Source organism: Glycomyces salinus (assembly GCF_016428645.1).
GTDB classification, from domain to species: Bacteria; Actinomycetota; Actinomycetes; order Mycobacteriales; family Micromonosporaceae; genus Glycomyces; species Glycomyces salinus.
Genome location: NZ_JAELXW010000006.1, coordinates 1 through 21,747 on the forward strand (window position 1 = coordinate 1; position 21,747 = coordinate 21,747).

Here is a 21,747-nt window from a genome sequence, read left to right on the forward strand (position 1 = left end):
GCGGCCTCCAGTGCGACTCGCGCGGCTACGACCTCTACAAGCCGGATCGTGGAGCGGTCCTGGACGAGAACTACGAGCTGATCGAAGGCTAGCCCGACGTGGCGACTGGCCGGCCCCCGGTGGGGGCCGGCCAGTCGCCACGTCGGAGGGTGGGAACACCGTTCCCACGAAAAGCCTTCTCTGGCACCTTCTGACCTGCGAATCTACCGTCGGGGCATGACTCAGAGAAATCTCGGTGGCAACACCGTCAACCCGATCGGCTTCGGCTCCATGCAACTGGCCGGACCGAACGCATTCGGCCCTCCCGCCGACCCCGACAACGCCGAGGCGGTGCTCCGGCACGCCGCAGCGAACGGGGTCGAGCACATCGACACCGCCCAGATCTACGGCCCCGACATCGTCAACGACCTCATCCGCGAGGCCCTCCATCCCTACCCCGAAGGGCTGCGCCTGGCGACCAAAGTCGGCGGGGCCCGCGACGACCGGGGCGGCTGGCATCCCAGCGGCGACCCGGAGTCCCTCAAACGGCAGGTCGAGGAGAACCTGCGATCGCTGCGGGTCGAACGCCTGGACCTGGTCAACCTGCGCCGCTTCGAACGCGATCAGCCCGAGCACACCGAACCGGCCCTGGCCGACCAGCTCGGCGCCCTCGCCGCACTCCGAGACGAGGGCAAGATCGACATGATCGGCATCTCGAACGCCCGCCTGGACACGGTGGCGTCGGCGATCGAGCTGGCCGGAGTCGTGTGCGTCCAGAACGCCTACAGCATCCTGAACCGCACCGATGACGACATCATCGAGCTGTGCCGCCGGCACGAGGTCGCCTTTGTGCCGTTCTTCCCGCTCGGCTCGGCCCTCGGGTCCGGCGGGCCGAAGCATCTGGCCGCCGACGAGCACGTCGGCGCCGTCGCCGGGAAGCACGGCGCCACCGCGACGCAGATCGCGCTCGCATGGCTCCTGGCCCGGTACGAGCGGATGCTGCTGATCCCGGGAACCGCCTCGATCGCCCATCTCGACGAGAACCTCGCCGCCGGCCGAATCGAACTCGACGCCGACGACCTCGAACGTCTCGAGAAGGTCCAGCCGGTCCCGCTCGGGGCGTGATGCTCCCGCCGCCCGGCCGGGCGGCGGGGACGCGGGCCTTCGAGCCGGTTCAGACCGCTGCCGCCGGCGCCGCCCAGTCTCGGAGCCGTTCGAGCTTCTCGGCGTCGGGGCTGCCGGGCCGGGCCGAGCACACGACGAGCCTGACGCTCGAGTGGGCGACCGTCAGCACGTCGCAGTCGATGGTCATGTCGCCGACCAGCGGATTGTGGACCGTCTTGAGCATGCTCAGATGCGGGGCCGCGTGGCCCTCGTCCCACAGCTCGGCGAAACGGGGGCTGTTCGCGCGCATGGTCATCACGAGCGACTTGAAGGCCGGGTCCTCGCCGAGTTCAGACGCCGAGATCCGCAGGTCGGCCACCAGTGCCCGCTCGAAGACCTCGTCGCCTCCCTCGGGGGTGGCGATCTTCGAGGAGACCTCGTCGATGAAGGTCCGCACGACCAGGTTCTCCCCCGCGGCCTCCGCCGCTGAAGGCAGGTCGAACAGGTCGCAGAGGAGCTGCGTCGCGTAGAGGAGCGTCCAGTCGGCGGTGAAGACCGCCAACGGCCGGTCCGCCATGCGGTCGACCATGCGCCGTGCCGCGGTCGGAATCCGATCGGAGAGGGTGTTCGGCGCGAGCGGAAGATGGCCGGCCGAACGCAGGAGCAGGTCGGTCTCGCTGGGAGACAGCCGCAGCGCACGGGCCAGCGCGGTCACGACCTGCGCCGACGGGGTCCTGAACCGCCCCTGTTCGAGCCGCACGATGTAGTCGGGGCTGACTCCCGCGAGGGAAGCCAGCTCCTCGCGGCGGAGACCCTTGGCCCGGCGGCGCCCGTTCGAAGTGATGCCGGCCTGCTGGGGATGGGTCCGCTCCCGCCAGGTGCGGAGCAGACTCCCGAACGATTGCACTTCCGAACGCACCGGTCGATCCTATCCGCATCCGGCGGCCCGAGTGGACACGGATCGTCCCGGCCGCCGCGTTCCTCAGCCGCGCGACGACGCCGTCCGGATCACCGGACGCCGCGGGCCAGGGCGGCGGCGAGGCGGCCGTTCGCGGACTCGAGGCGGGCGTCGGCGGTCGACGCGTCCACGCCGTGTTCGATCATGACCACCGCGGTCTTGATGCGGTCGCCCGAATCGTTCAGCGCCCGCCGGGCCGCCTCGCGTTCGGAGCCGGTGATCTCGCAGATCATCCGTACCGCGCGGTCGGCCAGTTTGGAGTTGAGGACGCGCATGTCGACCATGAGGTTGCGGTAGACCTTGCCGAGTTTGACCATGCTGATCGTGGAGATCATGTTGAGCACGAATTTTTGGGCGGTGCCCGACTTCAGGCGGGTCGAGCCGGCGACCACCTCCGGGCCCACCGGCACCTCGACGGCGTGCTCGGCCGCCGCCGACAGGGCGGTGGCGGTGTTGCACGACAGGCCGACCGTCAGCGCGCCGCGGGCGCGGGCCTCGCGGACGGCGGCGATCACGAACGGCGTGCGCCCGCTGGCGGCCAGTCCGACCACGGCGTCGTTCGGGCCGATGTCCTCGGCGGCGATCGCGGCGATCCCGGCCGCGGTGTCGTCCTCGCTGCCCTCGACCGCGCCGCGCTCGGCGGCCGTCCCGCCGGCCAGGATCGCCTTGATCAGCTCGGGGTCGGTCGAGAAGGTCGGCGGGCACTCGGCGGCGTCCTGGACCGCCACCCTTCCGGCCGTCCCGGCCCCCACGTAGCGCAGTCTCCCGCCCGCGGCCAGGCGCTCGACGATCGCGTCGATGGCCGCGGCCAACTCGGGGAGGACGGCGGCGACGGCCCGCGGTACGGTCGCGTCGGCCTCGTTCATCGTCCGCGCCAGGTCCAGCGTCGGCAGGTGGTCGATCCCCGAATACCGCGGGTCGGCCCGCTCGGTGCTCAGGGTGGCCAACGCGGCGGTCGAATCGAAATCCTCGGTCGCATCACTCACAGGAGCGAGCCTAGCGCAATGGAGATAAGTTTCAGCATCCTCGATCCGGTTGAAGAAATGCACCGTTAGTCCGGGTGTACCGTGTGCACATGTCTGCCAGCCGCACCGAAACGCCGAACCTCCTGGTGCTCATCAAGTCCCTGCTGCCATCGCTGTCGAAGGCCGAGACGAAGGTGGCCCAGGAGATCATCCGCGAGCCCGAAGCCGCCTCGACGCGCACCATCACCGAACTCGCCCGCGCCGCGGGCACCTCGGAGGCCACGGTGGTGCGCTTCTGCCGCTCCCTGGGGCTGTCCGGCCACCGCGAGCTGCGGATGCGCGCGGCCCAGGCGATGATCGGCACCGGGAACGGGCCCGACCGGGAGATCGCCGGCGGCGACATCCCCACCGGCGCCGACATGGCCCGCATCATCGCCACGGTCAGCTACGCGGACGTCGGCGCCATCACCGACACCGCCGAGTCGCTTGACAAGGACGCCTGCGAGGCGGCCGTGGCCGCCCTGGCCGGGGCCGGTCGGGTCGACCTGTTCGGGGTGTGGGCCTCCGGGATCGCCGCCACGGACCTGGCGCAGAAGCTCCACCGCATCGGATGCGTGGCCTACAGCTGGCCGGACGTGCACGCGGCGCTGGCGGCGACCGCGCTGGCCGGGAGGAAGGACGTGGCGGTGGCGATCTCGCATTCGGGGGCGACGACCGAGACCGTGGAGTTCCTGGAGGCCGCCCGGGACCGCGGCGCGACGACCGTGGCGATCACCAACCACGCCCGCTCGCCACTGGCCAAGACCGCCGACCACGTGCTGACCACGGCGGCGCGGGAGACCACCTTCCGCTCGGGGGCGACGGTCTCCCGCATCGCGCAGCTGATGGTCGTGGACTGCCTGTTCGTGGGGGTGGCCGCGCGGCTGCGGCGCCGCTCGGCCAAGGCCCTGGCCGCGACCGCGGCGGCCGTCTCCGGCCGCCAGCGGGCGTCCTAGGCTCGATAGCTCCGGGCCTGCTCGACCTCGTCGCGCAGGCGCGGGAGCATGTCGTGGATGATCCCCGGGCACAGCGTGTCACTGAAGTCCATGTGTCCGAAGATCTCGGTTGATGGAATCCCGTACCGGTCGGCGGCGTAGGCGCACATGGCCACCAGCACCTCCCACTGCGCGGACGGGGGCTCGGCCCCGTCGTGGTAGGCGCCCTCGCAGGAGATGCCGACCGCCTGCGTGTTCTGGCCGGCGGTGTGGATGCCCTGGATGAAGTAGGAGCCGTCCTGGATCGCGGCCAGGCTCCCGGTGCAGCCCTCGGTGATCCAGCCGCCGCGGCTGACGATGAAGTTGTAGCCGCTGTCGCGCCAGCCGTTGTCGTCCATGTGCAGGTCCTGCACCCACCTGGCGTGCGCGTGCGCCTGCGCGCGCGAGAAGTCGGAGGTGTTCTCCGAGACGGTGTGGTGGACGATCAGTCTGGCGGGGCCGCCCCAGACGACCGGGTTGGTGCCTCTGGGCGGCCGGGCGCCCCACTCGCCGGTGGAGTCGATGTCGGGCTCGATCGCGGCGGCGCCGGCGGCCCGCATGCCCAGGCCGGCCACGCCGCTGACGCCGACCAGACCGGCCGCGCCTGCCGCCAGCAGGAGCCTGCGGCGCATGAGTTGGTTGTCCATGCCTGCCTCCGAGTGGAGGGCGGCCCGGCCCGGCATCGGAGCTCAGGGGCCGGGCCGCGCTCCGGTTGGGTTAGGGAGTGTTGTTCGCCAGGGCCAGCAGCCGCGACTGCGAGCCGTTGAAGTTGTTGCGGTCGACGTTCCCGGAGATGCCCGGGACCGATCCGCTCGAGGTGTACTGCCAGAACGTCCAGGTCGTGTTCCGCCACCCGGCCGGGAGGGTCGGGCTGGAGACGCCCCAGTGCGCCACCCACAACGGGCTCTTGGAGGCCATGCCGGTCCACGAGCCGGTGCAGGTGTTCCACCACGACGCGGTGGTGTAGATGACCACGTCGCGTCCGGTCCTCGACTTGTACGTGTTGTAGAAGCTGTTGACCCAGTTGCGCATCTGGGTGGTCGAGAGGCCGTAGCAGTACGCGCCCGACGGCGGCGCCTCGATGTCGAGCACGCCCGGCAGCGTCTGGTCGTCGCGCGACCAGCCCCCGCCGTTCGAGGCGAAGTAGTTCGCCTGCGACGAACCGCTGGAGGCGTTCGGGCGCGCGAAGTGGTAAGCGCCGCGGATCAGGCCCGCGTGGTACGCGTTGGGGTAGTTGGCGTTGAACCGGGGGTCCTTGTAGGACGTGCCCTCTGTGGCCTTGATGTACGCGAAGTCGATGCCCGCGTTCTCGACCGAGTTCCAGTTGATGGAGCCCTGGTAGTGGGACACGTCGATGCCCGCGGGTTGGGTCTGCGCCTGCGCCGGACTGGCCACCGCCACGGCGGCCGCGGTCAGGATCGCGGACGCGACCAGGATGATCGCTTTCCGCCAGGTTCTTCGGAGTTTCTGATCGATTGCCTTGTTCACACGAGACTCCTTGCGTGTCAGGAGATCTACCTTTCGGGGGAAGTGTGAGGTTTCACACTGAAGCCCAGTATGGTGAAAAACTCCACGACAAGTCAAGCGCGTGAAAATAATTTTCTGATACGGCCAGGTGAACCCGGGGCTTCCGGCCGGTTCGTAGGGTCAGAACCCGTCGCCGGAGCCGAGCTCGAACAGCACGGAATCCGGGTCGTCACCTGCGGGAATGTCGACCGGCAGGGAGCCGGACGGCTCCAGTTCGCCCACGATGACCTTCGCGAGTGACGACAGTGAACCGTCGGTGTAGGAATAGCTCGCGAGATACGCGTTGACATCGGTGAAACGGGCGATGTCATAGGGAGTGCCGACCGCCGCCGCGACCACCGGGACCCCGGTGGCCTGGAGGGACCGCACCAGTTCGGTCTGCGGCGAGTCCGCGCCGACGTTGAACGTGGCGACCACGACCAGATCGCGGCCCTCGGCCGCGGCCGCGGCGTTGCCGATCGCCGCGCTGTCGGGCTCGTCGCCGGTCGGCATCGCATCGGCCGAGGCGCCCAGCTCGCCCAGGGAATCGGCGATCACCGCGGTCGTGTTCTCGCCCCAGCCGGTGACCAGCACGTTCAGGCCCTCGGCGGGGACCGGGAGCGTGCCGTCGTTGCGCAGCAAGGTGATCGCCCGGTCGCCGATGTCGGCCGCGGCCTCGCGGTGCTCATCGGTGCCGACCGTCTCGAGCACGCCCTCGGAGTCGACGCCGCCTTCCTCGATCAGGCCGAGCCGGTACTTCAGGTCCAGCAGCCGCTCGACCGAGGCGTCGAGGCGCTCCTCGGTCAGCTCCCCCGACTCGACCGCGTCGAGCACCGCCTGCCGGGCGAGGCCGAAGTCCGGCGGCATCAGCAGCAGGTCGGCTCCGGCCTGGAGGGCCATCACCGGGACGCGCTCGTCGCCGTACTCGCTGCGCACGCCCTCCATCTCCAGCGAGTCGGTGACCACCACGCCGGTGAAGCCGAGCCGCTCCCGCAGCAGACCCGTCAGGATCGGCTCGGACAGCGTCGCGGGCTTGAGCGAGTCGTCCAGGGCCGGGAACTGGATGTGGGCCGACATGATCATGTCCGCCCCGGCCTCGATCGCCGCCTCGAACGGCGGGGCGTCGATCCGGGTCCACTCCCGTTCGGTGTGGGTGATGCTCGGCAGCCCCACGTGGCTGTCGACGTCGGTGTCCCCGTGCCCGGGGAAGTGCTTGGCGCACGCGGCGACCCCGCCGGAGGAGTACCCGCGCACTTGCGCGGCGGTCAGCTCGGCCGCGAGCTCGGGGTCGGAGGAGAACGAGCGCACCCCGATCACGGGGTTGGCGGGGTTGACGTTGACGTCGGCGTCGGGCGCGAAGTTCTGGCTCAGGCCCATCGCGCGCAGCTCGGCCCCGGCGATCCGGGCGGCGTTCTCGGCGGCCTCGGCGTCGCCGGTCGCGCCCAGCGGCATCGCCCCGGGGAACTGGGTGACCGGTTCGCCGATGCGGGTGACGACCCCGTACTCCTGGTCGGTGGCGATCAGCGGCGGCACGGCGTCGCCGGCGGCCTCGATGAGCCCGTTCGAGAGCCGGGCGATCTGCTCGGGTTCGTCGACGTTCCCGGCCCACCCGAAGTAGATGACGCCGCCGGGGCGGTAGCGCTCGATCAGTTCGGCGCCGTTGTCGACGCCGAGGTGGTCCTGGTTGGCGGCGACGTGGTCGGGGTCGTCGGTGTCGGCCGCCGAGCCGTTCACGTACACCATGAACAGCTGCCCGACCTTGTCCTCCAGGCTCATGGAGGCCAGCTGGTCCTCTACGTAGGCTTCGCGGCCGTCGATGTTCTGCTCCCGTCTGTCGACCGTGCCGTCGTCGTCGGAATCCGGAGAGCAACCGGCCATCGCCGCGGCGGCGCCGGCCAGTCCGGAGGCGAGCACGGTCTTGCGGCGCAGAGTCGGGATTCGCACCCGCCCAGTCTTACTCTACGAGTCCCCCACCGGCGAGGTCGGGGCACACGAAACGAGACCCATTCACCAGACCACCGTCCTCCGGCCACACGAACGAGGGGCCGGGAAGCAGCGAAACTCCTCCCCGGCCCGGCTCAGTCAGGTCCGAGCACATCGAGCTTCGGAAAATAGGTTCGGTATCGCGCCGTATCGCGAGTGAGCAGCCGGTATCCGCGCACCGCTGCGTGGGCGCCGATGTAGAAGTCCGGCAGCGGCGATCGCTTTGTTCCACCACGCCGCCTGTATTCGGCGAACGCCTTTCCTGCCAGGAACGCGGCGTCGTACGGCAGTTGCTCTCGCTCGACCTCGTGGGGAGACAGCCAGCCTTCGAGTTCTTCGAGCATGTCGAATCGGACCGAGATCTCCGCATAGACGATCGGGTTCACGCACAGGATCCCCTCGTCGTAGGCTCGCGCCACGGCACGCAGCGACCAGTCTCGCCAGGGGCCCGGGTGCCCGAACACGTCAAGCCAGACATTGCTGTCGACGAGCGTCGAGACCGGATCAGTCACCGCGCAACATCTCCATCAGCTCGTCGGTCGTCTTGTCCATATTCGCGGTTCCCTTGCCGGCGATCCGCTTAGCGAAGCGCTCACCTCGAGTCTCGCTGCGGGGAACCGGCTTGAGATAGACTCGATCCCCCTCCTTGGCGAACTCGAACTCATCTCCCGGATGCCAGTCTTCCTCGGCCCGGATGTCCGCCGGCACAGTGACCTGGCCCTTGCCGTTCATCAGCATTCCCATTGTTGTCACCCCCCCCAAAGGATAGGTAGCACGAGGTATCTCGGAATACATTCTAACTTCTTGGGCGTGTCGCGCGCGCAGGTCGCACACGCAAGGGGCCGGGGAGGAGCTTCGCTCCTCCCCGGCCCCTTCAAGCCGTGTTCTAGCGGGCTAGAACTTCAGGCCCTCGTCGCGGGCGGCGTCGGCCAGGGCCGCGATGCGGCCGTGGTACTTCAGACCCCCGCGGTCGAAGACGACCGCTTCGACGCCGGCGGCCTTGGCGCGCTCGGCGACCAGCTTGCCGACCTCCTTGGCCTTGGCGGTCTTGTCGCCCTCGAAGGTGCGCAGTCCGGCCTCGACCGTCGACGCGGCGGCCAGCGTCTGGCCCTTCGTGTCGTCGATGACCTGGGCCACGATGTGCTTCGAGGAGCGGAACACCGCCAGCCGCGGCTGGTCGGGCGTGCCGGTGATCTTCTTGCGGCCGCGGAAGTGGCGCCGGTTGCGCCCGATGCGGCGCTTCTGAGAGGCCGACCCGGACGGGCGGCGGCGCTCGAGTTTGCTCGCCATTACTTACCTGCCTTCCCGGCCTTGCGGCGGATACGCTCGTCGACGTACTTCACGCCCTTGCCCTTGTAGGGCTCCGGCGGACGCAGTCGGCGGATGTTCGACGCGACCTGGCCGACGACCTGCTTGTCGATGCCCTCGACGTGCAGGAGGGTCGGCTTCTCGACCGTGAACGTGATCCCCTCGGGGGCGTCGACCTGGATGGTGTGGGAGAAGCCGAGGCTCATCTCCACGCCCTTGCCCTTGGCCTGCGCCCGGTAACCGGTCCCGTTGATCTCCAGGGACTTCTTGTAGCCCTCGGAGACGCCCACGACCATGTTGTTGACGAGGCTGCGCGCCAGGCCGTGGAGGGCCCGGGACTTGCGCTCGTCGTCGGGGCGGGTCAGCTCCAGCGACCCGTCCTCGTTCTTCTCGATGCCGATCGGCTCGGGCAGCTCTTGACTGAGCTGACCCTTGGGGCCCTTCACGGTGACCGTCGCGCCGTCGATCTTGACCTCGACGCCGGAGGGCACCTTTACCGGCTGCTTCCCAATGCGGGACATGCTATTTACCCTCCCCTGCTACCAGATGTAGGCGACGACTTCGCCGCCGACGCCGCGCTTGCGAGCCTCGCGGTCGGTCAGCAGGCCCTGGGAGGTGGACACGATGGCCACACCCAGGCCGCCGAGGACGCGCGGCAGCTCAGTGGACTTGGCGTAGACCCGCAGGCCCGGCTTGGAGACGCGGCGCAGGCCCGCCAGGGACCGCTCGCGGTGCTCACCGAACTTCAGGTCGACGACGAGCGTCTTGCCGACTTTGCCTTCCTCGGGCTCCTCGACGCGCCAGTCGGCGATGTAGCCCTCGCGCTTGAGGACCTCGGCGATCGAGGCCTTCATCTTGGAGTGCGGCATCGCCGTGGTGTCGTGGAATGCCTGGTTGGCGTTCCGCAGACGGGTCAGCATGTCTGCGATCGGGTCGGTCATTGTCATTTGCGATTCGCCTTTCTCACCCCGGTTCCCCCGCGCTTCGCGCGGGGGCCTGTGGCGATCGGAGTTGCAGTGCTTCCCGGGCCGGCTCGGCCGGCGTGCGGTCTACCAGGAAGCCTTGTGGACGCCGGGGAGTTCGCCGCGGTGGGCCATCTCGCGCACGCACACACGGCACAGGCCGAACTTGCGGTAGACGGCCTTGGGCCGACCGCATTTCTGGCAGCGGGTGTAGGCGCGGACGGCGAACTTCGGCTTCCTCTTGGCCTTCGCGATGAGGGCTTTCTTCGCCATTAGTCGTTCTCCTTGAACGGGAAGCCCAGGTGCCGCAGCAGCGCCCGGCCTTCATCGTCGGATTTCGCGGTGGTCACCAGGGTGATGTCCATGCCGCGGACCCGATCCATCTTGTCCATGTCGATCTCGGGGAACACGCTCTGCTCGGTCAGACCGAAGGTGTAGTTCCCGTTGCCGTCGAACTGCTGGTCCGACAGGCCGCGGAAGTCGCGGATGCGCGGCAGCGCCAGCGACAGCAGCCGGTCCAGGAACTCCCACATGCGGTCGCCGCGGAGGGTGACCTTCGCGCCGATCGCCTGGCCCTCGCGCAGTTTGAACTGCGCGATGGACTTGCGGGCGCGCCGCACGATCGGCTTCTGCCCGGTGATCGTGGCCAGGTCCTCCAGGGCTCCGTTGATGAGCTTGGAGTCGCGGGCGGCTTCGCCCACACCCATGTTCACCACGATCTTGGTGAGCCCGGGGATCTGGTGGATGTTCCCGTACTTGAACTCGTCGGTCAGCTTCTGCTTGATCTCGGACCGGTAGGTCTCCTTCAAGCGAGGCGCGATCTTCTCTGCAACGTCAGTCATCACAGGTCCTTACCCGTACGCTTCGAGACCCGGACCTTGCGGCCGTCGTCGCCGATCCGGTAGCCCACGCGAGTGGGCTGGTTGTCGGCGTCGAGCACCATCACGTTGGACACGTGGATCGAGGACTCCTGGGTCACGATCCCGCCGGTGCGCGAACCGCGCGCCGTCTGTCCGGCCTTGGTGTGCTTGGTGATGCGGTTGACGCCCTCGACGAGCACGCGATCGCGCGTCGGGTACGCCTCCAGCACCAGCCCTTCGGCGCCCTTGTCCTTGCCCGCGATGATGCGGACGCGGTCGCCCTTCTTGACCTTCATCTCTTACAACACCTCCGGCGCGAGAGAGATGATCTTCATGTACTGCCTGTCTCGCAGCTCCCGGGCAACGGGTCCGAAGATGCGAGTCCCTCGCGGTTCGCCGTCCTTGACGAGAACAGCGGCGTTCTCGTCGAACTTGATGTACGAGCCGTCCGGGCGGCGGCGCTCCTTGACGGTCCGCACGATGACGGCCTGCACCACGTCGCCCTTCTTGACCCCGGCGCTCGGGATCGCGTCCTTGACGGAGGCCACGATCGTGTCGCCGATGCCGGCGTAGCGTCGGCCCGAGCCGCCCAGCACGCGAATGCACAGGATCTCCCGTGCACCGGTGTTGTCGGCGACCTTCAGCCGCGACTCTTGCTGAATCACGTCCCGATCTCCCTACTTGGCCTTCTCAAGGATCTCGACGATCCTCCAGCGCTTGGTCTTCGAAAGCGGCCGGGTCTCCATGATGGAGACGCGGTCGCCGACGCCGCACTGGTTGTCCTCGTCGTGCGCCTTGTACTTCTTGCTGCTGCGGATGACCTTGCCGTACAGCGGGTGCATCTTGCGGTCTTCGACCTCGACGACGGCGGTCTTGTCCATCTTGTCGCCGACGACCAGGCCTTCAAGCACCTTGCGCCGACCGCGAGTCTGAGTGTCCTCGCTCATTCCTCAACCTCCTCCGGCGTGGCGCTGAGGCCGAGCCGGCGCTCGTTCATGACGGTGTAAATCCGCGCGATCTCCTTGCGGACCAGGCCGAGCATGTGGTTGTTCTCCAGCTGGCCCGTCGCGTGACGGACCCGCAGGTTGAACAGCTCTTCCTTCTTGTCCAGGAGTTTCGCCTGGAGTTCCTTGTCGCTGAGCTCGCGGAGCTCACCGGCGTCGATACCAGTGGCCATCACTACTCACCTGCACCTTCACGCGTCACGATGCGGCACTTCATCGGCAGCTTGTGGATGGCCCGCATGAGCGCCTCGTGGGCGGTGTTCTCGCTCGGGAACGAGAGCTCGAACATCACCCGACCGGGCTTGACGTTCGCCACCCAGTACTCGGGGGAGCCCTTGCCGGAACCCTGGCGGGTCTCGGCGGGCTTCTTGGTGATGGCGCGGTCCGGGAAGATGTTGATCCAGACCTTGCCGCCACGCTTGATGTGACGGGTCATCGCGATACGGGCCGCCTCGATCTGGCGGTTGGTCACGTAGCCGTGCTCGAGCGCCTGGATGCCGTACTCGCCGAACGTCACGCGCGTGCCGCGCGTGGCCTTGCCCCGGCGCTTGGGAGCGTGGGGCTTGCGGTAACCGCGCGGCGGTTTCCGTGGCATGAGCATGTCGCTTAGCCCTCCTGCTTCTGAGTCTCGGTAGCGGGAGCGGCGGAGGCGCCCTCGGGCTGCGCGCCCTGCGGCGTCCCGGTGTTCGCGGTGCGACCGCGACCCCCGCGACCGCCGCGGCCTCGGCCCGAACGGCCGCCGCGCTCGCCGCCGTCACGGCGGCGCTGCACCTGCTCGGCCTGCTCCTTGAGCGTGGCCTCGCCCTTGTAGATCCACACCTTCACGCCGATGCGGCCGAAGGTCGTGTGGGCCTCGAACAGGCCGTAGTCGATGTTCGCGCGCAGCGTGTGCAGCGGGACCTGGCCCTCGCGGTACTGCTCGGAACGGCTCATCTCGGCGCCGCCGAGGCGGCCCGAGCACTGGACCTTGATGCCCTTGACCGTCGGGTTGCGCATGGCCGACTGGATGGCCTTGCGCATGGCGCGACGGAAGTTGACGCGGCTGGCGAGCTGCTCGGCGACGCCCTGGGCCACCAGCTGAGCATCGACATCGGGGTTCTTGACCTCGATGATGTTCAGTTGGACCTGCTTGCCGGTCAGCTTCTCGAGGCGGCCGCGCAGGCGGTCGGCCTCGGCGCCCTTGCGGCCGATGACGATGCCCGGCCGGGCGGTGTGGATGTCGACGCGGACCCGCTCGCGGGTGCGCTCGATGTCGACCTTGCTGATACCGGCGCGCTCCAGACCCTTGGTCATGAGCCGGCGGATCTTGACGTCCTCGCCGATGTAGTCCTTGTACTCCTTGTCGGCGTACCAGCGCGACGTCCAGTCGGAGCTGATGCCGAGGCGGTACCCGTGCGGGTGAACCTTCTGACCCATTACTCGGTCTCCTCCTTCTCAGCCGACTCGTCCGACTTGTCGTCGCTCTCTGCCGGCTTGTCGGCCTTCTCCTCCGCCTTCGGCTGGGAGGCCTTGGGGCGGCGAATCGAGGCGGTCTCGACCGGCGCAGCCTGGATCGACTCGACCACCACGGTGATGTGGCTGGTGCGCTTGTTGATCCGGTACGCGCGTCCGTGGGCGCGCGGCCGGTAACGGCGCATGGTCGGTCCCTCGTCGACGTAGATCTCCGAGATCAGCAGCGACTCGGGGTCCAGGCCCAGGTTGTTCTCGGCGTTGGCCTGAGCCGACGCGATCACCTTGTAGACCGGCTCGGCCGCGCTGTAGGGCGCGAACTCGAGAGTCGTCAGCGCCTCGTCCACGGGCAGGCCACGCACGAGGTCGACGACGCGGCGCGCCTTGCGCGGAGCGACGCGGACATACCGCGCCGACGCGCGCGCCTTCGGAGCCTCCTGCTCCAGTGTTGCCATCGTTAAATTCCTTCGTTCGTTACTGGGGCTCGTGGCTTAGCGCCGACGGCTCTTGCGGTCGTCCTTCTCGTGGCCGCGGAAGGTGCGGGTGGGGGCGAATTCGCCCAGCTTGTGCCCGACCATGTTCTCGGTGACGTACACCGGGACGTGCTTGCGCCCGTCGTGGACCCCGAAGGTCAGCCCGATGAAATCGGGCGTGATCGTGGAACGGCGCGACCAGGTCTTGATGACGTTCTTGCTCTTGGACTCCAGTGCCGCGTCCACCTTCTTCTGCAGGTGGTCGTCGACGAAGGGGCCCTTCTTGAGACTGCGACCCATGGGTTACTTCCTCCGCTTGCGGCTGGCGTGGCGACGACGGACGATGAGCCGGTCGTTCGGGTGGTTCTTCTTCCGGGTGCGGCCCTCCGGCTTGCCGTTCGGGTTCACCGGGTGGCGGCCACCGGAGGTGCGACCCTCGCCACCGCCGTGCGGGTGGTCGACCGGGTTCATGACGACACCGCGGACGGTCGGGCGCCAGCCCTTCCAGCGCATGCGGCCGGCCTTGCCCCAGTTGATGTTGCCCTGCTCGGCGTTGCCCACCTCGCCGACCGTGGCGCGGCAGGTCACCTGGACCAGCCGGATCTCGCCGGACGGCATGCGCAGGTGCGCGTACTTGCCCTCGCGGGCCAGCAGCTGGATCGAGGTGCCGGCGCTGCGGCCCAGAGCGGCGCCGTTGCCCGGCTTGAGCTCCACGGCGTGGACCGTGGTGCCGACCGGGATGTAGCGCAGCTCGAGCGAGTTGCCCGGCTTGATGTCGGCGCCGGCGCCGGACTCGATCCGGTCACCCTGCTTGACGCCCTTGGGCGCCAGGATGTACCGCTTCTCGCCGTCCGCGTAGTGCAGCAGCGCGATGTTGGCGGTCCGGTTCGGGTCGTACTCGATGTGAGCGACCTTGGCGGGAACGCCGTCCTTGTCGTGCCGGCGGAAGTCGATCACCCGGTAGCGGCGCTTGTGGCCGCCGCCGCGGTGACGGGTCGAGATCTTGCCGGAGTTGTTGCGGCCGCCGGTCTTGCTCAGCGGGCGCACCAGCGACTTCTCCGGCGTCGACCTGGTGATCTCGGCGAAGTCGGAGACGCTGGAGCCGCGACGACCAGGCGTCGTGGGCTTGTACTTGCGAATAGCCATGTCTTCTCTCCTGCGTCCCTACGAGATCTGTCCGCCGAAGATCTCACCGAGGCGACCGGGGTCGCCCTCGACGGTGACGATCGCGTGCTTGACGCTCTTGCGCTGTCCCCAACCGTCGCGGGTGCGCTTGCGCTTGCCCTCGCGGTTCATGGTGTTGACGCTCTTGACCTCGACACCGAAGATCTGCTTGACGGCGGTCTTGATGTGGGTCTTGTTGGCGCGCGGATCGACCTCGAAGGTGTACTTGCCCTCACCGAGGAGGGTGTAGGTCTTCTCCGAGACGACCGGCTTGATGATGATGTCGCGCGGGTCGGCGACGTTCACTTCGCTCATGCCGCGACCTCCTGCTCGGTCCGGTCAGCGATGAACGCCTCGATGGCGGCCTCGCTGAAGACGATGTCCTCGTGGTTGAGCACGTCGTAGGTGTTGACCTGTCCCCAGTCGAGGACGTGGACCGTCGGGAGGTTCCGCAGGCTCAGGCGGGCGGTCTCCTCGTCGCGGGAGAGCACCACCAGGACCTTCTTCGCCTCGGTGACCGCGCTCAGCGCGGTCTTGGCGGCCTTGGTCTTGGGCTCGTCGCCTTCGATGAAGGCGTCGATGACGTGCAGCTGCTCGCAGCGCACCCGGTCGGTGAGGGCGCCGGCGAGAGCGGCGGCCTTCATCTTCTTGGGCGTGCGCTCGGCGTAGGAGCGCGGCTGCGGGCCGTGGACGACGCCGCCGCCGGCGTACTGCGGGGCCCGGATCGAGCCCTGACGCGCGCGGCCGGTGCCCTTCTGGCGGTACGGCTTCTTGCCGCCGCCGCGGACCTTGGCGCGGGTCTTGGTCGACGCGGTGCCCGAGCGGGCCGCGGCGAGCTGCGCGGTCACCACCTGGTGCATCAGCGGGATGTTCGGGTCCACGTCGAAGACGTCGGCGGGAAGCTCGATGGTCTTCCCGGTCTCCTTGCCGGAGGCGTCTTTGACTTTGATCTCGAGGCTCATTGGTTGACCACCTGCTTAACTGCGCTGCGGACGAGCACCAGGCCCTTCTTGGGACCGGGGACGGCGCCGACGATGAGCAGCAGCCCGCGCTCGGCGTCGACCGCCTGGATGCGCAGGTTCTGCGTGGTGTGCCGGTTGCCGCCCATGCGGCCGGCCATGCGCATGCCCTTGAACACGCGGCCCGGGGTGGCGCAGCCGCCGATCGACCCGGGGGCGCGGTGGACCTTGTGCGCACCGTGGCTGGCGCCGAGGCCGTGGAAGCCGTGACGCTTCATGACGCCGGCGAAGCCCTTGCCCTTGGTGGTGCCGGTGACGTCGACGAGGTCGCCCTCTTCGAACGTGGTGGCCTCCAGGCTCTGGCCCAGCTCGTAGTCGGCCGCGTCGGTGGTCCGGATCTCGACCAGGTGGCGACGCGGAGCGACGCCGGCCTTCTCGAAGTGGCCCTTGAGCGGCTTGGTGACGTTCTTGAGTTTGACGTCGCCGAAGCCCAGCTGCACGGCCGAGTAGCCGTCGACGTCCGGTTTGCGAATCTGGGTGACGACGTTCGGCTGCACCTGCACCACGGTCACGGGCACGGCGCGGCCGTTCTCGTCCCACACCTGGGTCATGCCGAGCTTGGTGCCCAGGATTCCCTTGATCTGCCTGTCCATTGGTGCCCCTACAGCTTGATCTCGATGTCGACGCCGGCCGGCAGGTCGAGGCGCATCAGCGAGTCGACCGTCTTCGGGGTCGGGTCGAGGATGTCGATCAGTCGTTTGTGCGTGCGCATCTCGAAGTGCTCGCGCGAGTCCTTGTACTTGTGCGGCGACCGGATCACGCAGAAGCGGTTGATCTCGGTCGGCAGCGGCACCGGCCCGGCGATGTCAGCCCCCGTACGGGTGACCGTCTCCACGATCTTGCGGGCCGAGGAGTCCACGACCTCGTGGTCGTAGGCTTTCAGCCTGATGCGGATCTTCTGTCCCGCCATGGTTCCTTACCTTACGTAAATTGGCTGTTCAGACCGCTCCACGCGGTCGGGCGTGTCGCGAGTTCCAGACGCACTTGGACACGAGGGATTCGTGTTTCGGTGTCTTGGCTCGCCCGCCTGCCCGCCGTGAACGGTCCCTCTCGGCGCTGGGTCAGTGCCTACTCGGGCCCGCGGGCCGGGCGTGAGCATCGGCCGCCGTCAAACACGGAGGTCCGATGCGAACGCAACCTCCCTATTATGCAGGTCCCCTGATCGGTCCGACAAACCGGGGCGGAGACAGTGGGGCAGGTTACGCGAATGGAGCTATAAAGCAAAGGAACCGGGGGGACCTACTCTTGGCGAAGCTTGGGAGCCAAAAAATTGCCTGGGAAGATCCCCCCGGTGCGCGGTCTTACTTGACGACCTTGGTGACGCGGCCCGAGCCGACGGTGCGGCCACCCTCGCGGATCGCGAAGAGGAGACCCTCCTCCATCGCGACCGGCTGGATGAGCTCGACCTTCATGCTGGTGTTGTCACCGGGCATGACCATCTCGGTTCCCTCGGGGAGGGTCACGACGCCGGTCACGTCCGTGGTCCGGAAGTAGAACTGCGGGCGGTAGTTGTTGAAGAACGGCGTGTGACGGCCGCCCTCGTCCTTGCTGAGGATGTAGACCTCGGCCTCGAACTCGGTGTGCGGGGTGGTCGTGCCCGGCTTGATCACGACCTGGCCGCGCTCGACCTCCTCGCGCTTGGTGCCGCGGAGCAGCAGGCCCACGTTCTCACCGGCGCGCGCGTCGTCGAGGGTCTTGCGGAACATCTCGATCGCGGTCACCTTGGTGTTGATCGAGCCTTCCTTGATGCCGGTGATCTCGACTTCCTCGTTCGGAAGCAGGACACCGCGCTCGACACGGCCGGTCACCACGGTGCCGCGGCCGGTGATGGTGAAGACGTCCTCGATCGGCATGAGGAACGGCTTGTCGATGTCGCGCTCGGGCTCCGGGATGGAGTCGTCGACCGACTGCATCAGCTCGGCGACGGCCTCGACCCACTTCTCCTCGCCCTCGAGGGCGCCCAGAGCCGAGACCTTCACGACCGGCGCGTCGTCGCCGGGGAAGTCCTGGTCGGACAGCAGCTCGCGGACCTCCATCTCGACGAGCTCGAGGATCTCCTCGTCGTCGACCATGTCGGCCTTGTTGAGCGCCACGACGATGTAAGGAACGCCGACCTGGCGGGCCAGGAGGACGTGCTCGCGAGTCTGGGGCATCGGGCCGTCAGCGGCCGACACCACCAGGATCGCGCCGTCCATCTGGGCCGCGCCGGTGATCATGTTCTTGATGTAGTCGGCGTGGCCGGGGCAGTCGACGTGGGCGTAGTGCCGCGACTCGGTCTGGTACTCGACGTGCGAGATCGAGATGGTGATGCCGCGCTGCTTCTCTTCGGGCGCGTTGTCGATCTCGTCGAACGGCGTGTACGGGTTCAGGTCCGGGTGCTTGTCGTGCAGGACCTTGGTGATAGCCGCGGTCAGCGTGGTCTTGCCGTGGTCGACGTGACCGAGCGTGCCGATGTTGACGTGCGGCTTGGTCCGCTCGAACTTTTCCTTAGCCACTTCGTCCTCCTGTGGACTGAATAAATCTGGTTTGACTTAACTGACCCATCGCGTCGCCTCTGAAGGCCTGCGACAGGTGGTTCCCGGGGCGGGAGGACGGGCTTGCCCTCCCGCGTCCGATTACTCGCCTGTCGCCTTGGCGATGATCTCCTTGGCGACGTTCGCCGGGACTTCGGCGTAGCTGTCGAACTGCATGCTGTAGTTCGCGCGACCGGCCGTCTTCGACCTGAGGTCTCCGACGTAGCCGAACATCTCCGACAGCGGCACCTGGGCTTTGACCGTGCGGTCGTTGCCCCGCTCGCCCATCTCCTGGACCATGCCGCGTCGAGCGTTGATGTCGCCGATGACATCGCCCATGGATTCCTCCGGGCAGATGACCTCGACGGCCATCATCGGCTCGAGCAGTACTGGCTTCGCCCGCTTCGCGGCCTCCTTCAGCACCATCTTGCCCGCGATCTTGAAGGCCATCTCCGAGGAGTCGACCTCGTGGTACTGACCGTCGGTCAGCTCCAGTTTCACACCCACCAGCGGGTAGCCCGCCAGCACGCCGTCCGGCATCGCGTCCTCCGCGCCGGACTTGACCGACGGGATGTACTCGCGCGGGATGCGGCCACCGGTGATCTGGTCGTCGAACTCGAAGACCGCGTCCTCGTTCGACTTCATCTCCAGCGGCTCGATGTTGACGATGACCCGCGCGAACTGACCGGAACCACCGGTCTGCTTCTTGTGCAGGTACTCGACCTTCTCGACCCGGCGGGAGATGGTCTCCCGGTAGGCCACCTGGGGCTTGCCGATGTTGGCCTCGACGTTGAACTCCCGCTTCATGCGGTCGACCAGGATGTCGAGGTGCAGTTCGCCCATGCCGGAGATGACCGTCTGGCCGGTCTCCTCGTCGGTCTGGACCCGGAAAGTCGGGTCCTCCTCGGCGAGGCGCTGGATGGCGGTGGCCAGCTTGTCCTGGTCGGCCTTCGACTTGGGCTCGATGGCCACGTCGATGACCGGCTCGGGGAATACCATCGACTCCAGGATGACCTGGTTCGACGAGTCGGTCAGCGTGTCACCGGTGGTGGTCTGCTTCAGACCCTGGATCGCGATGATGTCGCCGGCGTGCGCCTCCGAGCGCTCCTCGCGCTTGTTGGCGTGCATCTGGTAGATCTTGCCGATGCGCTCCTTGCGGCTCTTGGTCGAGTTCATGACCTGAGTGCCGGTATTGATCGTGCCCGAGTACACGCGGGCGTAGGTGAGACGCCCGAGGTGCTTGTCGGTCTGGATCTTGAACGCCAGGGCGCTGAAGGGCTCCTCGACGTCCGCGTGGCGCTCGGCCGGGGTCTCGTTGTCGGTGAGGGTCCCCTTGATCGACTCGATGTCCAGCGGGCTGGGCAGGTAGTCGACGACGGCGTCGAGCAGGGGCTGCACGCCCTTGTTCTTGAACGCCGTGCCGCACAGCACCGGGTTGATCTGGTTCGCGATGGTGCCCTTGCGGATCGCGGCCTTGATCTCGGCGACGCTGATCTCCTCGCCCTCGAGGAACTTCTCGGCGAAGTCGTCGTCGCAGTCGGCGAGCGCCTCGAGAAGCTTCTCGCGGTACTCCTCGGCCTGGTCGGCCAGGTCCACGGGAATCGACTCGGTCTCGTACTCCTCGCCGAGGCCGGTCTCGCCCCGCCACACCTTGGCGTTCATCTCGACCAGGTCGACGACCCCGATGAAGTCGGACTCGTTCCCGATCGGCAGCTGCAGCACCGCGGTGTTGGAGTTGAGCCGGTCCTGCATCATCTCGACGCAGCGGAAGAAGTTCGCGCCGGTGCGGTCGAGCTTGTTGACGAAGCACATCCGCGGGACGTTGTACTTGTTCGCCTGCCGCCAGACGTTCTCGGTCTGGGGCTCGACGCCCGCGACACCGTCGTAGACGGCGATCGAGGAGTCCAGGACGCGCAGGGACCGCTCGACCTCGACGGTGAAGTCGACGTGGCCGGGCGTGTCGATGATCTGGATGACGTGGTCGTCCCACTCGCACTTGGTGGCGGCGGAGGTGATGGTGATACCACGCTCCTGCTCCTGCTCCATCCAGTCCATCGTGGCAGCGCCGTCGTGGACCTCACCGATCTTGTGCGAGACACCGGTGTAGTAGAGGATGCGCTCGGTCGTGGTGGTCTTACCGGCATCGATGTGGGCCATGATGCCGATGTTGCGAAGCTTTGCCAGCGCGGCGTTTGCCTTGTTAGCCACGATTTCCCCTCTGCACTACCAGCGGTAGTGCGCGAATGCCTTGTTGGAGTCGGCCATCTTGTGCGTGTCCTCGCGCTTCTTGACCGCGGCGCCGAGGCCGTTCGAGGCGTCGAGGATCTCGTTCGTCAGCCGCTCGACCATGGTCTTCTCGCGGCGGTCGCGGGAGAAGCCGACGAGCCAGCGCAGGCCCAGGGTCGTGGCCCGCTGCGGGCGCACGTCGACCGGGACCTGGTAGGTGGCGCCGCCGACGCGGCGGGACCGGACCTCGAGGGTCGGCTTGACGTTGTCCAGGGCACGCTTGAGGACGACGACCGGGTCCTGGTCGGCCTTCTTGCGGCAGTTCTCGAGGGATTCGTAGACGATCCGCTCGGCCAGGCGGCGCTTGCCGTCCTTGAGCACCTTGTTGATCAGCTGGGTGACCAGCACCGAGTTGTAAACCGGGTCAGCAGTCAGCGGCCGACGCGGCGCGGGACCTTTACGCGGCATATGTCTACTTCTCCTTCTTGGCGCCGTAGCGGCTGCGGGCCTGCTTGCGGTCGCGGACACCCTGGGTGTCGAGCGCGCCGCGGATCACCTTGTAGCGGACACCGGGCAGGTCGCGAACACGACCGCCGCGGACCAGCACGATCGAGTGCTCCTGCAGGTTGTGGCCGACGCCGGGGATGTAGGCGGTGACCTCGGTGCCGTTCATCAGCCGCACGCGGGCGACCTTGCGCATGGCCGAGTTGGGCTTCTTGGGCGTGGTGGTGTACACGCGGGTGCACACGCCGCGCGCCTGCGGGCTGCCCTTCAGCGCGGGCGTCTTGTTCTTGCTGGCCTTGGCCTTGCGGCCTTTCCGGACCAGCTGCTGGATGGTTGGCACTGAGCCGAACCCCTCTCAACACGTCGGATGGTTGCGTCGTCTGTCATTGGCGTCATCTCAAGGCCCCGCTCGTTTGAGCGGAACCCCCGTCCCCCGCGTTCGGGCGTGTCACGTCTCTCCGGACTCAGAACAGCCTTGTCCGGCGAAGCGAACTTCGCCGCGCGGGCTGGTTCAGACGCGTTCATGAATGTGATCTCTGGCGAGACCCGACCATCTGGATCGGTATTCACGAAGCCCCCAGTCGGAGGTGTGCGTGCCGATGACGCCAGGCGAAGAGACCCGGGGGCCTCGTCGCCGTGCAGGCACGCAACCTGGCCTGGCTCTCACGTGACCAAGCTGCCGGAGTAGACAGGGCCGCCATGCCGCTAAAGCGGTGTCCAGGCACAAGGGAAAAGCCTACCTAGCCTAACGAACCGC

General features: G+C 67.8%; 30 protein-coding genes and 1 pseudogene. 2 read left to right on the forward strand and 29 right to left on the reverse strand.

Features of this window, described 5'->3' with window-relative positions; all coding sequences use genetic code 11:
* Nucleotides 1–216: 216 nt before the first annotated feature.
* Nucleotides 217–1,104, forward strand: a complete 888-nt coding sequence (locus JFB92_RS02200) for an aldo/keto reductase (RefSeq protein WP_199034437.1) — start codon at nucleotides 217–219, stop codon at nucleotides 1,102–1,104.
* Nucleotides 1,105–1,153: 49 nt separating this feature from the next.
* Here JFB92_RS02200 and JFB92_RS02205 read toward each other — a convergent pair whose 3' ends face one another.
* A complete protein-coding gene (locus tag JFB92_RS02205) occupies nucleotides 1,154–2,002 on the reverse strand; it encodes a helix-turn-helix domain-containing protein (protein ID WP_199034439.1) in 849 nt (282 codons plus the stop codon).
* A gap of 89 nt (nucleotides 2,003–2,091) precedes the next feature.
* Nucleotides 2,092–3,027, reverse strand: a complete 936-nt coding sequence (murQ, locus tag JFB92_RS02210) for an N-acetylmuramic acid 6-phosphate etherase (protein WP_307788990.1) — start codon at nucleotides 3,025–3,027, stop codon at nucleotides 2,092–2,094.
* A gap of 89 nt (nucleotides 3,028–3,116) precedes the next feature.
* Here murQ and JFB92_RS02215 point away from each other — a divergent pair, with 89 nt between their 5' ends.
* Nucleotides 3,117–4,001 (forward strand): MurR/RpiR family transcriptional regulator, encoded by an 885-nt coding sequence (locus tag JFB92_RS02215; protein WP_199034441.1) that lies wholly within the window; start codon nucleotides 3,117–3,119, stop codon nucleotides 3,999–4,001.
* Here JFB92_RS02215 and JFB92_RS02220 read toward each other — a convergent pair.
* From JFB92_RS02220 to rpsL, 27 genes and pseudogenes are all read right to left on the reverse strand, one after another.
* Nucleotides 3,998–4,666, reverse strand: a complete 669-nt coding sequence (locus JFB92_RS02220) for a peptidoglycan recognition protein family protein (protein ID WP_199034443.1) — start codon at nucleotides 4,664–4,666, stop codon at nucleotides 3,998–4,000. The two genes, JFB92_RS02215 and JFB92_RS02220, sit on opposite strands and share 4 nt — an antisense overlap.
* Nucleotides 4,667–4,736: 70 nt before the next feature.
* Nucleotides 4,737–5,378, reverse strand: a pseudogene (locus JFB92_RS02225) (GH25 family lysozyme); the annotation flags it as partial.
* Nucleotides 5,379–5,666: 288 nt separating this feature from the next.
* Nucleotides 5,667–7,469: a glycoside hydrolase family 3 protein gene (locus JFB92_RS02230; protein ID WP_307788992.1), complete on the reverse strand. Its 1,803-nt coding sequence runs from the start codon at nucleotides 7,467–7,469 to the stop codon at nucleotides 5,667–5,669.
* A 134-nt stretch (nucleotides 7,470–7,603) separates the two neighbouring features.
* On the reverse strand, nucleotides 7,604–8,020 hold the full coding sequence (locus JFB92_RS02235) for a type II toxin-antitoxin system VapC family toxin (RefSeq protein ID WP_199034445.1): 417 nt from the start codon (nucleotides 8,018–8,020) through the stop codon (nucleotides 7,604–7,606).
* Nucleotides 8,013–8,252: an AbrB/MazE/SpoVT family DNA-binding domain-containing protein gene (locus JFB92_RS02240; protein WP_199034447.1), complete on the reverse strand. Its 240-nt coding sequence runs from the start codon at nucleotides 8,250–8,252 to the stop codon at nucleotides 8,013–8,015. The genes JFB92_RS02235 and JFB92_RS02240 overlap by 8 nt, the downstream gene beginning before the upstream one ends.
* A 150-nt stretch (nucleotides 8,253–8,402) precedes the next feature.
* On the reverse strand, nucleotides 8,403–8,798 hold the full coding sequence (gene rplR, locus JFB92_RS02245) for a 50S ribosomal protein L18 (protein ID WP_199034450.1): 396 nt from the start codon (nucleotides 8,796–8,798) through the stop codon (nucleotides 8,403–8,405).
* Nucleotides 8,798–9,337, reverse strand: coding sequence for a 50S ribosomal protein L6 (gene rplF, locus JFB92_RS02250; protein WP_199034452.1), 540 nt, complete (start codon nucleotides 9,335–9,337; stop codon nucleotides 8,798–8,800). The genes rplR and rplF overlap by 1 nt, the downstream gene beginning before the upstream one ends.
* Before the next feature lie 18 nt (nucleotides 9,338–9,355).
* Nucleotides 9,356–9,763, reverse strand: a complete 408-nt coding sequence (gene rpsH, locus JFB92_RS02255; protein ID WP_199034454.1) for a 30S ribosomal protein S8 — start codon at nucleotides 9,761–9,763, stop codon at nucleotides 9,356–9,358.
* Between the two features lie 102 nt (nucleotides 9,764–9,865).
* A complete protein-coding gene (locus JFB92_RS02260) occupies nucleotides 9,866–10,051 on the reverse strand; it encodes a type Z 30S ribosomal protein S14 (protein ID WP_199034462.1) in 186 nt (61 codons plus the stop codon).
* Entirely contained in the window at nucleotides 10,051–10,620 is a 570-nt protein-coding gene (gene rplE / locus JFB92_RS02265) for a 50S ribosomal protein L5 (protein ID WP_199034464.1), read from the reverse strand. Before rplE ends, JFB92_RS02260 begins: the two co-directional genes overlap by 1 nt.
* Nucleotides 10,620–10,934: a 50S ribosomal protein L24 gene (rplX, locus tag JFB92_RS02270; protein ID WP_199034465.1), complete on the reverse strand. Its 315-nt coding sequence runs from the start codon at nucleotides 10,932–10,934 to the stop codon at nucleotides 10,620–10,622. The genes rplE and rplX overlap by 1 nt, the downstream gene beginning before the upstream one ends.
* Nucleotides 10,935–10,937: 3 nt before the next feature.
* Nucleotides 10,938–11,303, reverse strand: coding sequence for a 50S ribosomal protein L14 (rplN, locus tag JFB92_RS02275; RefSeq protein WP_199034466.1), 366 nt, complete (start codon nucleotides 11,301–11,303; stop codon nucleotides 10,938–10,940).
* A gap of 12 nt (nucleotides 11,304–11,315) precedes the next feature.
* On the reverse strand, nucleotides 11,316–11,585 hold the full coding sequence (gene rpsQ / locus JFB92_RS02280; RefSeq protein ID WP_199034467.1) for a 30S ribosomal protein S17: 270 nt from the start codon (nucleotides 11,583–11,585) through the stop codon (nucleotides 11,316–11,318).
* The gene (gene rpmC / locus JFB92_RS02285) at nucleotides 11,582–11,815 is read right to left on the reverse strand and encodes a 50S ribosomal protein L29 (RefSeq protein ID WP_199034468.1); all 234 of its coding nucleotides are present in this window, start codon (nucleotides 11,813–11,815) and stop codon (nucleotides 11,582–11,584) included. The genes rpsQ and rpmC overlap by 4 nt, the downstream gene beginning before the upstream one ends.
* A 2-nt stretch (nucleotides 11,816–11,817) precedes the next feature.
* Nucleotides 11,818–12,243 carry a 50S ribosomal protein L16 gene (gene rplP / locus JFB92_RS02290; protein ID WP_199034469.1) on the reverse strand — a complete coding sequence of 142 codons (426 nt, stop codon included), beginning with the start codon at nucleotides 12,241–12,243 and terminating at the stop codon, nucleotides 11,818–11,820.
* Nucleotides 12,244–12,248: 5 nt separating this feature from the next.
* Nucleotides 12,249–13,058, reverse strand: a complete 810-nt coding sequence (gene rpsC, locus JFB92_RS02295) for a 30S ribosomal protein S3 (protein WP_199034470.1) — start codon at nucleotides 13,056–13,058, stop codon at nucleotides 12,249–12,251.
* Nucleotides 13,058–13,546 carry a 50S ribosomal protein L22 gene (gene rplV, locus JFB92_RS02300; protein ID WP_199034476.1) on the reverse strand — a complete coding sequence of 163 codons (489 nt, stop codon included), beginning with the start codon at nucleotides 13,544–13,546 and terminating at the stop codon, nucleotides 13,058–13,060. Before rplV ends, rpsC begins: the two co-directional genes overlap by 1 nt.
* 36 nt (nucleotides 13,547–13,582) lie before the next feature.
* Nucleotides 13,583–13,864 carry a 30S ribosomal protein S19 gene (gene rpsS, locus JFB92_RS02305; RefSeq protein WP_199034477.1) on the reverse strand — a complete coding sequence of 94 codons (282 nt, stop codon included), beginning with the start codon at nucleotides 13,862–13,864 and terminating at the stop codon, nucleotides 13,583–13,585.
* A gap of 3 nt (nucleotides 13,865–13,867) precedes the next feature.
* A complete protein-coding gene (gene rplB, locus JFB92_RS02310; RefSeq protein WP_199034478.1) occupies nucleotides 13,868–14,710 on the reverse strand; it encodes a 50S ribosomal protein L2 in 843 nt (280 codons plus the stop codon).
* Between the two features lie 18 nt (nucleotides 14,711–14,728).
* Nucleotides 14,729–15,043: a 50S ribosomal protein L23 gene (gene rplW, locus JFB92_RS02315; protein ID WP_199034479.1), complete on the reverse strand. Its 315-nt coding sequence runs from the start codon at nucleotides 15,041–15,043 to the stop codon at nucleotides 14,729–14,731.
* Nucleotides 15,040–15,690 carry a 50S ribosomal protein L4 gene (rplD, locus tag JFB92_RS02320; RefSeq protein WP_199034480.1) on the reverse strand — a complete coding sequence of 217 codons (651 nt, stop codon included), beginning with the start codon at nucleotides 15,688–15,690 and terminating at the stop codon, nucleotides 15,040–15,042. Before rplD ends, rplW begins: the two co-directional genes overlap by 4 nt.
* Nucleotides 15,687–16,340: a 50S ribosomal protein L3 gene (gene rplC / locus JFB92_RS02325; protein WP_199034482.1), complete on the reverse strand. Its 654-nt coding sequence runs from the start codon at nucleotides 16,338–16,340 to the stop codon at nucleotides 15,687–15,689. The genes rplD and rplC overlap by 4 nt, the downstream gene beginning before the upstream one ends.
* A gap of 8 nt (nucleotides 16,341–16,348) precedes the next feature.
* Nucleotides 16,349–16,657, reverse strand: coding sequence for a 30S ribosomal protein S10 (rpsJ, locus tag JFB92_RS02330; protein WP_199034484.1), 309 nt, complete (start codon nucleotides 16,655–16,657; stop codon nucleotides 16,349–16,351).
* A gap of 391 nt (nucleotides 16,658–17,048) precedes the next feature.
* A complete protein-coding gene (tuf, locus tag JFB92_RS02335; protein ID WP_199034487.1) occupies nucleotides 17,049–18,242 on the reverse strand; it encodes an elongation factor Tu in 1,194 nt (397 codons plus the stop codon).
* A gap of 120 nt (nucleotides 18,243–18,362) precedes the next feature.
* On the reverse strand, nucleotides 18,363–20,468 hold the full coding sequence (fusA, locus tag JFB92_RS02340) for an elongation factor G (protein ID WP_372451554.1): 2,106 nt from the start codon (nucleotides 20,466–20,468) through the stop codon (nucleotides 18,363–18,365).
* A 15-nt stretch (nucleotides 20,469–20,483) separates the two neighbouring features.
* Entirely contained in the window at nucleotides 20,484–20,954 is a 471-nt protein-coding gene (rpsG, locus tag JFB92_RS02345; RefSeq protein WP_199034489.1) for a 30S ribosomal protein S7, read from the reverse strand.
* Between the two features lie 4 nt (nucleotides 20,955–20,958).
* Nucleotides 20,959–21,330: a 30S ribosomal protein S12 gene (gene rpsL, locus JFB92_RS02350; protein ID WP_199034491.1), complete on the reverse strand. Its 372-nt coding sequence runs from the start codon at nucleotides 21,328–21,330 to the stop codon at nucleotides 20,959–20,961.
* Between the last annotated feature and the right edge of the window lie 417 nt (nucleotides 21,331–21,747).